12 protein-coding genes (1 of these 12 only partly in view) are annotated in these 11,795 nt (G+C 69.8%); 7 read left to right on the top strand and 5 right to left on the bottom strand.

Going from position 1 to position 11,795, the window contains the following annotated elements; all coding sequences use genetic code 11:
- Positions 1-18: 18 nt before the first annotated feature.
- On the bottom strand, positions 19-693 hold the full coding sequence (gene radC, locus ASD77_RS04240) for a DNA repair protein RadC (RefSeq protein WP_055937758.1): 675 nt from the start codon (positions 691-693) through the stop codon (positions 19-21).
- Positions 694-789: 96 nt separating this feature from the next.
- Here radC and coaBC point away from each other — a divergent pair, with 96 nt between their 5' ends.
- Genes coaBC through ASD77_RS04225 form a run of 3 tightly spaced genes read left to right on the top strand, consistent with a single transcriptional unit; the run spans position 790 to position 4,837 of the window.
- Positions 790-2,019 carry a bifunctional phosphopantothenoylcysteine decarboxylase/phosphopantothenate--cysteine ligase CoaBC gene (gene coaBC / locus ASD77_RS04235; protein WP_055937755.1) on the top strand — a complete coding sequence of 410 codons (1,230 nt, stop codon included), beginning with the start codon at positions 790-792 and terminating at the stop codon, positions 2,017-2,019.
- A complete protein-coding gene (gene dut / locus ASD77_RS04230; RefSeq protein WP_055937751.1) occupies positions 2,016-2,480 on the top strand; it encodes a dUTP diphosphatase in 465 nt (154 codons plus the stop codon). The genes coaBC and dut overlap by 4 nt, the downstream gene beginning before the upstream one ends.
- A gap of 14 nt (positions 2,481-2,494) precedes the next feature.
- On the top strand, positions 2,495-4,837 hold the full coding sequence (locus ASD77_RS04225; RefSeq protein WP_082563116.1) for a phosphomannomutase/phosphoglucomutase: 2,343 nt from the start codon (positions 2,495-2,497) through the stop codon (positions 4,835-4,837).
- A gap of 88 nt (positions 4,838-4,925) precedes the next feature.
- On the opposite strand, the gene ASD77_RS04220 is transcribed toward ASD77_RS04225, so the two are convergent.
- Both ASD77_RS04220 and pyrE read right to left on the bottom strand, forming a co-directional pair.
- The gene (locus ASD77_RS04220) at positions 4,926-5,651 is read right to left on the bottom strand and encodes a hypothetical protein (RefSeq protein ID WP_156383463.1); all 726 of its coding nucleotides are present in this window, start codon (positions 5,649-5,651) and stop codon (positions 4,926-4,928) included.
- Between the two features lie 18 nt (positions 5,652-5,669).
- Positions 5,670-6,341, bottom strand: a complete 672-nt coding sequence (gene pyrE / locus ASD77_RS04215; RefSeq protein WP_055937746.1) for an orotate phosphoribosyltransferase — start codon at positions 6,339-6,341, stop codon at positions 5,670-5,672.
- 113 nt (positions 6,342-6,454) lie between these two features.
- On the opposite strand from pyrE, the gene ASD77_RS04210 reads away from it, so the two are divergent.
- Genes ASD77_RS04210 through ASD77_RS04200 form a run of 3 tightly spaced genes read left to right on the top strand, consistent with a single transcriptional unit; the run spans position 6,455 to position 8,836 of the window.
- Entirely contained in the window at positions 6,455-7,225 is a 771-nt protein-coding gene (locus ASD77_RS04210; RefSeq protein WP_055937743.1) for an exodeoxyribonuclease III, read from the top strand.
- Positions 7,225-8,562, top strand: a complete 1,338-nt coding sequence (locus ASD77_RS04205; RefSeq protein WP_055937739.1) for an MFS transporter — start codon at positions 7,225-7,227, stop codon at positions 8,560-8,562. Before ASD77_RS04210 ends, ASD77_RS04205 begins: the two co-directional genes overlap by 1 nt.
- 46 nt (positions 8,563-8,608) lie before the next feature.
- Positions 8,609-8,836, top strand: a complete 228-nt coding sequence (locus ASD77_RS04200) for a hypothetical protein (RefSeq protein ID WP_055937736.1) — start codon at positions 8,609-8,611, stop codon at positions 8,834-8,836.
- Here the strand turns inward: ASD77_RS04200 and ASD77_RS04195 are convergent.
- Positions 8,833-9,972 (bottom strand): anhydro-N-acetylmuramic acid kinase, encoded by a 1,140-nt coding sequence (locus ASD77_RS04195; protein ID WP_055937734.1) that lies wholly within the window; start codon positions 9,970-9,972, stop codon positions 8,833-8,835. The two genes, ASD77_RS04200 and ASD77_RS04195, sit on opposite strands and share 4 nt — an antisense overlap.
- Before the next feature lie 74 nt (positions 9,973-10,046).
- On the bottom strand, positions 10,047-11,492 hold the full coding sequence (locus tag ASD77_RS04190; RefSeq protein WP_055937731.1) for a M23 family metallopeptidase: 1,446 nt from the start codon (positions 11,490-11,492) through the stop codon (positions 10,047-10,049).
- A 185-nt stretch (positions 11,493-11,677) separates the two neighbouring features.
- On the opposite strand from ASD77_RS04190, the gene tyrS reads away from it, so the two are divergent.
- A protein-coding gene (gene tyrS, locus ASD77_RS04185; protein ID WP_055937728.1) for a tyrosine--tRNA ligase crosses the window boundary here: on the top strand, positions 11,678-11,795 show its beginning. It continues 1,091 nt past the right edge of the window; only the first 118 of its 1,209 coding nucleotides appear in the window; its start codon is at positions 11,678-11,680; its stop codon lies beyond the right edge, outside the window.

Below are 11,795 nucleotides of genomic sequence, written 5' to 3'. Positions count from 1 at the left end.
GGCATCGCGACGGAAGCATCAGACCCAGCCGCGCGCCGCCATCGACTGCGGCGGTCCGTCGCCGATGACGAAATGGTCCAGCAGGCGCACGTCCACCAGCGCCAGCGCCTGCTTCAGGCGCTGGGTGACCGCGCGGTCGGCGGCCGAGGGCTCCGCGCAGCCCGAGGGATGGTTGTGGCCCACGATCAGCGCCGTGGCATTCATCGCCAGGGCGCGCCGCGCCACTTCTCGGGGGTGGACCTCGGCGCTGTCCACCGAGCCCTGGAACAGTTCCTCGAACGCCAGCACGCGATGCCGGGTGTCGAGGAACAGCGCGGCGAAGACCTCGTGCGGGCGGCCACGCAGGCGTTGGGCGAAGTAGCGGCCGGCCGCGTCCGGATCGCCGATGGCGTCGCCGCGCGCCAGCGACGCGTGCAGCAGGCGGGTGCCCAGTTCCAGCGCCGCGGCCAGCACGCAGGCGCGGGCTGGACCCAGCCCGGGCAGGGCGGTCAGTTCGGCCGGCGGGCGCTCGAGCAGGGCGCGCAGCGGGCCGTGGTGGGCGAGCAGTTCGCGGGCCGTGGCGACGGCGTCGCGCCCGCGCAGGCCGGAGCCGAGGAAGAGGGCCAGCAGCTCGGCGTCGCTGAGGCTCGCCGAACCGCGGGCCAGCAGCTTTTCACGGGGGCGTTCGTCCTGGGGCCAGTCGCGTATGTGCATGGACACAGCGTGTGCAAAGCGTGAGCCGGACGGCATCGGGCGTCGGGGGGCGTTCGGGTAAGCTAATCGCCTGTATCGACGTAGGAATGGCCCGACGTGAGTGGATCGGACAAGACGCAGGGTCTGGCGGGGCAACGCCTGCTGCTGTGCGTGGGAGGCGGGATTGCCGCCTACAAGGCGCTGGAACTGGTGCGCCGGCTGCGCGATGCGGGGGCCGAGGTGCAGGTGGCCATGACCGCGGGCGCGCAGCAGTTCGTCACCCCGTTGAGCTTCCAGGCCCTGTCGGGTCAGCCCACGCGCACCACCTTGTGGGACAGCGCCGCCGAGCAGGCGATGGGCCATATCGAACTGGCGCGCTGGGCCGACCGCGTGATCGTCGCGCCGGCGACCGCCGACCTGATCGCGCGGCTGGCGCATGGCCTGGCCGACGATCTGGTGACCACCCTGTGCCTGGCGACCACCGCGCCGATCACCGTCGCGCCCGCGATGAACCACCGCATGTGGCAGCACCCGGCCACCCAGGCCAACGTGGCCACGTTGCGTGGCCGTGACGTGCAGGTGGTCGGCCCGAACGACGGACCGCTGGCCGAGGGCGAATCCGGCCCGGGCCGCCTGGCCGAGCCGGCCGAGATCGTCGCCGCGGTGTCGGGCCGGGCGGCGACGGCATCGTCGGTGCCGCAGGACTTGGCCGGCCTGAAGGTGGTGGTCAGTGCCGGCCCGACCTACGAAGACCTGGATCCGGTGCGCTACCTGGGCAACCGCAGCAGCGGCAAGATGGGCTTCGCGGTCGCCGCCAGTGCCGCCCGGCGGGGCGCCAGTGTCACCCTAGTGGCCGGTCCCGTGCACCTGCCCACCCCGGCGGGCGTGACCCGCGTGGACGTGCGATCGGCGGCGCAGATGCACGCGGCCGTGTTCGCCGCGCTGCCGGCCGACCTCTACATCGGCGCCGCCGCCGTGGCCGATTACACGCCGCGCGAGCCCGCCGCCAACAAGATCAAGAAATCCAGCGAATCGCTGGCGCTGGACCTGGTGCGTACGCCCGACATCCTCGCCGAGGTGGCCGCGCAGACGCAGGCGCTGAAGCTGGTGGTCGGCTTCGCGGCCGAAACCAACAACGTGGCCGAGTACGCCCGCAAGAAGCTGGACGCCAAGCGCCTGGACATGATCGTGGCCAACCGGGTGGGCGTCGCCGATGGCGGGTTCGAGAGCGACCAGAACGCGATGACCGCCTACTGGAAGGAGGGCGAGCGCAGTTTCGCCTCCGCACCGAAGACGCAGCTTGCCGACGACCTGATGGACCTGATCGTGGAGCGACTGAACGCATGAGCGCAGAGCGCAAGGTGGAAGTGAAGCTGCTGGATCCCCGCTTCGGCGACGCATGGCCGCTGCCGGCCTATGCCACCGAGGCCAGCGCCGGCATGGACCTGCGCGCGGCGCTGGATGCCCCGCTGGTGCTGGAACCGGGCGACGCGGCGCTGGTACCCAGCGGCATCGCCCTGCACCTGGGCGACCCGCAGCTGTGCGCGGTGGTGCTGCCGCGCTCCGGCCTGGGCCACCGCCACGGCATTGTGCTGGGCAACGGCACCGGCCTGATCGATGCCGACTACCAGGGGCCGCTGTTGATCAGTGTGTGGAACCGGGGACACGAGAGCTTCACCATCCAGCCCGGCGACCGTATCGCCCAGGTCATGGTGCTGCCGGTCGTGCGCGTGAGCCTGCAAGTGGTGGATACTTTCGCCGACAGCGCACGGGGGACGGGTGGCTTCGGCCACACCGGCGTGCGGTGACAGGGGACAAACCGATGAACACGACGAGCGAGAACCGCATGCGGATTCCCGTGGGCGACCTGCGTGGCGCGTTGCCGAAACTGGCGGTGCTGCTTGGCCTGCTGGCGGGCCTGCTGGCCTGGAGCGGTGTCCGCCAGTGGCGCGATGCCGGCCTGCTGGAAGACGTCGAGCGCGCGCGCGACCAGGCGGTGCAGGCCGTGCAGGCCAGCCACGCGGCCCAGGTCCGGCAGCTGGAACAGCGCCTGGCCTCGGCGCCGGTCAAGGCGGCGCTGGCCGCGAACGACATTCCCGCGGCCGTGGCGGCGGTCCGCGAGGGCTGGGCCGGCGTGGGCCAGGTCGAGATCCTGGACGGCACGTTGACCGCGGCGTACGACGCCGCCGCGACCTTCGGCTACAGCCGGCTGGCCTTGCTGGAAGCCGGCATGCAGGGCGAGGCCGTGGCCGCCCGCGTGGTGAAGGAAGGCGACCGCACCGTGTTCGGCATGGCGGCCGCCGTGCCGCAGGGCGTGCTGTACGTCAGCGTGCCGCTGGCGCGACTGACCGAGGGATTCGATGGCGTGGCCATGCCCGCCGGCGGCTACCTGGCGCTGCGCCAGGGCGGCTATTCGATCCAGCAGCGCGGTGATACCCGGCTGGAAGACGGCGCCGAGCGCATGGCCCACGCGGTCGGCAAGACCGGCCTGCGCGTGGCGACCGCCGCGCCGGACAGCGAGTCGGGTCCGCTCGGCCTGGGCGCGATCCCGGCCCTGGTGGTGGCGGCGTTGCTGGCGGCGCTGGCGATCGCGGCCGTGCTGGCCGCACGCGGTGGTCTGCGGATGGGACGATTTGGCAACAAGGGAGCAGAGATGGGGGACATGGATGAACCGACCCTCGGCGAAGCGCTGCTGCGCGATCCGCCGCCCGCCCCCGGCGCGCGTCCGCCGATGGCCGACGAGGGCGACGGCAGCGAGGCCTACCGGCCGTCCGAAGGCAACACGGTCGAGGTGGATCCGGGCATCTTCCGCGCCTACGACATCCGCGGCATCGTCGGGAAGTCGCTGAGCATCGAGGTCGCCGAACTGATCGGCCTGGCCATCGGCTCGGTGATGCGCGACGAGGACCTGGCCGACATCGTCGTCGGTCGCGATGGCCGCCTGTCCGGCCCGGACCTGGCCGGCGGCCTGATCGAAGGCCTGCGCAAGGCCGGCCGCAATGTCATCGACATCGGCCTGGCGCCCACGCCGGTAGCCTACTTCGGCGCCTACCACCTGCGCGCCGGCAGCTGCGTCGCGGTGACCGGCAGCCACAACCCGCCGGACTACAACGGTTTCAAGATCGTGGTGGGCGGGCAGACGCTGTCGGGCGATGCCATCACCGACCTGTACGAGCGCATCCGCGACAACCGCCTGTACGTGGCGGGCGTGCCGGGCGACCTGCAGCAGCGCGACATCGCCGCCGACTACATCCAGCGCATCGCCGACGACGTGCAGCTGGAGCGTCCGCTGAAGATCGTGGTGGATGCCGGCAACGGCGTGGCCGGCGACATCGCGCCGCAGCTGCTGGAGGCGATCGGTGCCGACGTGATCCCGCTGTACTGCGAAGTGGACGGCACCTTCCCGAACCACCATCCGGATCCCAGCGAGCCGCACAACCTGGAAGACCTGATCCAGACGGTGAAGCGCTTCGACGCCGACATCGGCCTGGCCTTCGACGGCGACGGCGACCGCCTGGGTGTGGTGACCAAGGAAGGCGCGATCATCTTCCCCGACCGCCTGCTGATGCTGTTCGCCGCCGACGTGCTGGAGCGCAACCCGGGCGCGCTGATCATCTACGACGTCAAATGCACCGGCAAGATGCAGGGCTGGGTGCTGCGCCACGGCGGCACACCGATGATGTGGAAGACAGGGCATTCGCTGATCAAGGCCAAGATGCGCGAAACCGGCGCCGAGCTGGCCGGCGAGATGAGCGGGCACTTCTTCTTCCAGGAACGCTGGTACGGATTCGACGACGGCCTGTACGCGGCCGCCCGCCTGCTGGAGATCCTGGCCAACCGCACCGAGACGCCCTCCGAGGTGCTGGCCGAACTGCCGGACGGCGTGTCCACGCCGGAGATCAAGGTCGACGTGGTGGACGGCACGCCGCACGCCATCGTCGAGCGTTTCGTCGAGGGCGCCGAGTTCGAGGGCGCGCGCCTGTCCACGATCGATGGCCTGCGTGCGGACTGGGACGACGGCTGGGGCCTGGTGCGTGCGTCCAACACCACACCGATCCTGGTGCTGCGCTTCGAGGCCGACGACAAGGCGGCGCTGGAGCGGATCAAGACCGAGTTCCGCACGCGGCTGCAGGCGCTGGCGCCGGAGTTGAAGATGACGTTCTGACCGTCCGCGGGTGTCAGGCTACCAAGACAACGCCGGGCAATGCCCGGCGTTGTCATGTCTGGCGAGGCGCGCGTCCGGCGCGGGTGGCCTACCTGCGGGCGGGGGCGGGGGCGGGGGCGGGCGCGGGGGTTGTCGGCGCGGACTTCAGGGCGGCGTCCTCCGCCTGTTCGGGCGTGACGCCCCGCATGGCCCGGAAGCGCTGCATGATGTCGGCGATCTCCACGTCCAGCTCCGCGCGCTGCTTCTCGAAACTCTGCTGCAGCCGGCGCGTGCGCACCAGTTCCGCGTGGCGCTGCTGGATGGACGCGGCCATCTCCTTCGGTACCGGCTGGCCCGCCAGTTCGCGGTCGCCGGCAGTCTGCAGCAGGGTGATGAGGCCGTCGCGCAGGCTGATGGCGTTGTAGCTGGCGGTGCGGACGTTGTTGTCGACGATGGCCGTGCGTTCGTTGAAGACGCGGCTGAGTTCTTCTTCGCTGCGGTACGAGAGCAGCATCGCGGCGTCGGTGCGGCGGCGCATGTCGGCGGCCGCGGCGTCGATCAGCTGCTGCTGGGCCGCGATGGCAGCCTGCGCGCGTTCTTCGTCGGTCAGGGCGCGATCCACCCCGCCGGTGCGCATGCCGCTGGCGGCGCTGATCTCGTCGCGGGCGACGTTGACAGCATCGGCCGGCAGCGCATCGCTGCAGACGCGCTGGCCCTTCTCTTCCCAGCAGAAGAGTTTCTTGTTGGCCGGTGCGGCACCCTTGTTGCCCTGGGCATGCGCCAGCGGCGCGGCCACGAGCAGGGCGGCCAGCATGTAGGAAGTACGGACGGTCATGGCAGTCCCCAACTGCGGTCAGTCCTGGGTCGCGCTGCCGTAGCGGGCCCGATAGGCCAGCAGGTCGTCGCGATGATGGACAAGGTCGGCGCTTTCGCCGGCAAATGCAAGCAGGTCGTGCAGGTTGGCCACGGCCACCACCGGCACGCCGGTCTCGTCGGCGACCGACTGCGCGGCCGAGCGGCGCACGCCGGTCGTGCCCGGTTCGCCCAGCACTTCCTGCCGGTCGAGCGCGACCACGATCCCGGCCGGCGTGCCGCCACCGGCGCGGATCAGGCCCAGCGCTTCGCGGATGGCAGTGCCGGCGGTGATCACGTCGTCGACGATCAGCACGCGGCGGTCCTCCAGCGGCGCGCCGATCAGCAGGCCGCCCTCGCCGTGGTCCTTGGCTTCCTTGCGGTTGAACGCCACCGGCAGGTCGCGGCCACGGCGGGCGAACTCGCAGGCCAGCGCGGTCGCCAGCGGGATGCCCTTGTAGGCCGGACCGAACAGCAGGTCGAACTGCAGCCCCGCGGCGTCCACTGCGTCGGCATAGCAGGCCGCCAGCCCCGCCAGCCGCGCGCCGCTGTCGAAGCGGCCGGCGTTGAAGAAATACGGACTCTGCCGCCCCGATTTCAGCGTGAACTGGCCGAAGCGCAGGGCCTGCGCATGCAGTGCGAGCTGGAGGAAGCGGGCGTGGTGGTCGGACATGAGGCGGGAATCGGGAATGGAGAATGGGGAACGGGCAAAAGCATAGCCGGTCGAGCGCCCTTCGGTCCCACTGCGGTACGCTCTCCCCATTCTCCATTCCCATTTCCCGCCCCATGCGCATCATCAGCTTCAACGCCAACGGCCTGCGCTCGGCGGCCACCAAGGGCTTCTTCGACTGGTTCACCGCGCAGGACGCCGACGTGCTGTGCGTGCAGGAGACCAAGGCGCAGGAACATCAGCTGGCTGGCCCCGAATTCCTGCCCGCTGGCTACAAGGCCTGGTTCCGCGACGCCACCACTAAGAAGGGCTACAGCGGCGTGGCGATCTACGCCCGGCGCGAGCCCGACGAGGTACGCACCGCGCTGGGCTGGCCGGAGTTCGACGACGAAGGCCGCTACATCGAGGCGCGCTTCGGCGACCTGAGCGTGGTGTCGTTCTACATCCCGTCCGGTTCGTCCGGCGACGAGCGCCAGGGATTCAAGTTCAAGGTCATGGACTGGCTGGCGCCGGTACTGGACGAATGGCGCCGCAGCGGTCGTCACTACGTGCTGTGCGGTGACTGGAACATCGTGCGCAGCCGGCTGGACATCAAGAACTGGACCAGCAACCAGAAGAACTCCGGCTGCCTGCCGCCGGAGCGCGACTGGTTGAACGGGCTGTGCGTGGACGACGGCGGCTGGGTCGACGCCTACCGCGTGCTGCATCCGGAAGGGCAGGACTACACGTGGTGGAGCAACCGTGGCGCCGCGCGCGCCAACAACGTGGGGTGGCGGATCGACTACCAGTTCGTCACGCCGTCGCTGCGCGACCGCCTCAAGGCCTGCTCGATCTACCGTGAGCAGCGCTTCTCCGACCACGCCCCCTTCACGGTGGACTACACCTGATGACGACGTCCGCCAGCGCAGCCCCGGGCAAACCCTCGGTCTGGCGCGCGTTCGCGCAGCCCTCGGCATGGACGATGTTCTTCTTCGGCTTCGCCTCCGGCATGCCGTTCCTGCTGGTGGCCGGCACGCTGGCGTACTGGCTGACCGAGAACGGACTGGAACTGAAGAACATCACCCTCATCGCCAGTGCCGGCCTGACCTACACGCTCAAGTTCCTGTGGGCGCCGGTGGTGGACCGCTGGCGGCTGCCGCTGCTGGGGCGACTGGGGCAACGGCGTGGCTGGCTGCTGCTGGCGCTGGTGGTCGTGATCGGCGGCCTGCTGTCGATGGCGCACCTGACGCCGGGTGTGCTGGCGCCCTTCATCTGGGTCACGCTGCTGACGGCCTTCGCCGGCGCCACGCTGGACATCGCCGTGGACGCTTACCGCATCGAGATCGCGCCGCAGGAATCTCAGGGCGCGCTGCTGGCCACGTATTCGCTGGGCTACCGCATCGCGTTGATCATCACCGGCGCGTTGGCGCTGATGCTGGCCGACGTGGTGTCGTGGCCGATGGTGTACCAGGCGATGGCCGCCTTCATGCTGATCCCGGTGGTGGCGGTGCTGCTGTCCCGCGAGCCGGACATCGTGCGGATACGCATGACCACCTGGCGCGCCGGCCTGCAGGAAGGCGTGGTGGAACCCTTCGTCGACTTCTTCCGCCGGTTCGGCGGCGCGCTGGCGCTGGCGCTGCTGGCGTTCATCCTGCTCGCCAAGATCTCCGACCAGTCGCTGGGCGGCGGCATCATGGCGCCGTTCTACCTCAGCCAGGGATTCACCAAAACCGAGATCGGCGCGGTATCGAAGATATGGGGCGTCTGGGTCGGCCTGGTGGGCGTGTTCATCGCCGGTATCGCGATCGCGCGCTGGGGCGTGAAGTGGCCGCTGCTGGCGGGCATCGTGCTGGGCGCGATCAGCAACCTGCTGTACGTGTGGTTGATCGGCGCCGACGGCGATGTGTGGAAACTGACGCTGGTGATTTCCGGCGAGAACCTCGCCCAGGGTTTCCAGGGCACGACGCTGGTGGCGTTCCTGTCGGCGCTGGTCAACCAGCGGTTCACGGCCACCCAGTACGCCCTGTTCTCGTCGCTGGTGATGCTGCCCGGCAAGTTGCTGGGGGCGGTGTCGGGCGGCATCGTGGAACAGACCGGGTACGGCGTGTATTTCTGGATCACCGCGCTGGTCGCGGTGCCGGCGGTGGGCCTGTTCTTCTGGCTGGCGCCGCGCATCCGGTTCGGTAGCGGGCACGAGGCGGCGACGGGGGTCGACGCGCCTGCGTCGACCGATACGCGCGCCTGAGCGACTGCGCTACAGTTTCCCGCAGGGCTGACGGGGGGAGTGTGGGATGACCGATATCGTGCTGAAGGACGTGGACCCGATCCTCGCCGAGCGCATACGCCGGGTCTCGCAGGCACGCGGTTGGCCGATCCACGACACCATCTTCAACCTGCTCGAGCAGGGCCTGTTCGTGTGCGAAGCCGAAGTCCGCGGCGGCTTCGATGACCGCGAAGTCAACGCGCTCGCCGAGGCCATCAGCGCCCTGAAGGACGTCCCGCCCGGCAAGGGCTTCTAGGCCGGATACACCGTGCCCAGCACGCGGCGTCCCGACGCGCCGGTGACGGCGGGCAGGTTGCCCGGACGTCCCGCCAGCGTTTCCCGCGCCAGCCACGCGAAGCCCATCGCTTCCACGTAGTCCGGGTCCAGGCCGTGCGCGGCGGTGGACTCGACCACCGCCTGCGGGAGGTAGGCCGCCAGGCGCGCCATCAGCACCGGATTGCGCACGCCGCCGCCGCAGACCAGCACGCGGCGCGTGTCGGGCTGCGTCATCTGCAGGGCGTCGGCGACGGTGCGCGCGGTGAGCTCCAGCAACGTGGCCTGCACGTCGGCCGGCGCCAGGGCGGCGTCGTCCATGCGTGCCCGCAGCCAATCCAGGTGGAAGTGTTCGCGCCCCGTGCTTTTCGGCGGCGGCAGCGCGAACCAGGGATCGGCCAGCAGGCGGGCGAGCAGCGTGGGGTTCACCTGTCCGCTGGCAGCGAAGGCGCCACCGGCATCGTAGGCGCGTCCGGTGTGGCGTTCGCACCAGGCATCCATCAAGGCGTTGGCCGGTCCGGTGTCGAAGCCGCGGACAGTCCCGGCAACCGGCAGCAGGGTGAAATTGGCAATGCCGCCCAGATTGAGCGCCGCGCGATCCTCGTTCGGCGATCCCAGCAACGCGGCATGGAAGGCCGGCATCAGTGGTGCGCCCTGGCCGCCTGCGGCGACGTCGCGGCGACGGAAGTCGGCCACGGTGGCGATCCCGCACCGCTCGGCGATGACATTGCCGTCGCCGAGCTGCCAGGTGAACGGAGGATCGGCGTGCGGACGGTGGCGGACCGTCTGCCCGTGCGAGCCGATCGCACGGACGCGACCGCGCGGCACGCCGGCTTCCTGCAGCAGGGACAGCGCCGCCTCGGCGAACGCCAGCGCGATGCGCCCGTCCAGCGCGCCCAGCGTATCCAGCGACACCGTGTCCGCGCCCTGGCCCAGGGCAACCAGGTGCGCGCGCAGTTCCGCGTCCCAGCCGAAGGTGCGGCCATGCACCAGCTCGCAGCGCAGGGCACGGCCTTCGCCTTCGAAGCGCACCAGTGCGGCATCGATGCCGTCGGCGCTGGTGCCGGACATCAGGCCCAGGTAAAGCTCGGAAGCGGTCGCATCGGCAACGTCGGTCATGCGGGATCGTCAGGCAAAGAGAAAGGCGGGACAGTGTCCCGCCTTTCTGCGCTTCCCGCCATGCATGGCGAAGGTCAGCCCTTGCCGCCCTTCTTGCCGGTGGTGGGCTTGGCCGCGGCGACGGTGGTCGGCTTGGCGTCGTCGGCCGGACCGACATCGGCATAGATGATGTCTTCCACCGTGCGGATGCGCGCCAGCGCGTTCGCCGTATAGGTGCGGTACGCCGCCAGCTGTGCGCCGGCCAGCGGTTCCGGCGGCGGCATCGTCACCGACAGCGGGTTGCGGTGCACGCCGTTGATGCGGAATTCGTAGTGCAGATGCGGGCCGGTCGACAGGCCGGTGGTGCCGACATAACCGATCACCGTGCCCTGCGCCACGCGCTGGCCCTGTTTGATCTTGCCCATGCGCGACATGTGCGCGTAAAGGGTGGTGTGGCCACGGCCGTGGTCGATGATCACGGTGCGGCCGTAACCCCCCTGCCAGCCGGCGAACTGCACGCGGCCATCGCCGGCGGCCATGATCGGCGTGCCCGTCGACGCGGCGTAGTCCACGCCCTTGTGCATGCGCATCGTGCCCAGCACGGGGTGGCGGCGCGCGCCGAACTTGGAGCTCATCCGCGCGTACGCGATCGGCATGCGGATGAAGTTCTTCTTCAGCGGCCGGCCGGCGGCGGTGAAGTACTCCGGCTTGCCACCCGGGCGGGTGAAGCGGAAGCCTGAATGCAGCTTGCCGTCGACGGTGAAGGTGGCGGCCTGCACCGGACCGGTGCTGATCAGCTCGCCCTCGCGCCAGGTCTGCTCGACCACCACGCTGAACCGGTCTTCCGGGCCCAGGTCGGAGTTGAAGTCGATGTCGTACTTGAAGATTTCGTCCGTCATCGAGTTGATGTTGGCGGACGTCAGGCCGGCTTTTCGTGCAGAGCGGTTGAGTGAACGCCCCACCTTGCCACTCAGCACCACGGTACGGGTGGTGGTCTCGCGCGCGATCACGCGCTCGGTGATCTTGTCGGCGCCCACCACCAGTTCGACGCGATGACTGGGGTCGCGGTCGTAGCGCAGGGTGCGCAGGCCGCCGGTGACGGGCAGGTCGAAGGCGATCTCGGTGCCGGGCTTCAGGCGCGTCAGCGCCTTCTTCGCGTCGCCGTTCTCCAGGATGCGGTGCAGGGTGGCGGCCGGAATGCCCAGCTCCTCGAAGATCGCGCCCATCGTCTGCCCCGGCTTCACCCGGACGACCTGCCAACTGTCGCCGGCGATGCCGGCCTGGCGCGCGGCGGACAGTTCGGGCAGATCCAGCAGCAGGGTATTGCGCGGCTCGGACACCGGCGCCTGGATGGCACTGGAGAAGCCGGGCACGATGGTCGCCATCAGCACGCCGATGGTGGTGAACAGGCTGGCATGGATCCAGTGGCGGCGCGTCCATCGCCCTTCGGGGAGATGACGCTTCACGGCGCTATCGCGGAGCACGCCCAGGCGCTCGCGGAACAGTTGCTTGCGGCTGTTGCCGCCCCCATGAGTTTGCATCAAGGTTGCACCCCGGGGCCAAGGCAAAGCCCCAATCGGCGTACCATAGACACGCGAAGACTTCGCGTCAAACCATTGAGTCAAATAGCTTTTTTGATTGGTATCACTGTTTACCTTCTTTTAACGGTAACTTCACGTCACTGACTTGGCCTTCACCTGGTCGCCCCTACTGGAACCGCTATCCCGTGTCCTCCGCAGAAGCTCTCGCCCTGATCGGCCGTGGTGCCGACGAAATCCTCAAGCCCGACGACCTGGAAGCCCGCCTGAAGCTGGGCCGCCCCCTGCGCGTGAAGGCCGGGTTTG

Origin of the sequence: Pseudoxanthomonas sp. Root65 (genome assembly GCF_001427635.1) — a bacterium.
Lineage (GTDB): Bacteria > Pseudomonadota > Gammaproteobacteria > Xanthomonadales > Xanthomonadaceae > Pseudoxanthomonas_A.
The sequence above is the reverse complement of the archived record's forward strand: the minus strand, read 5'-3'. Positions and strand labels throughout refer to the sequence as shown.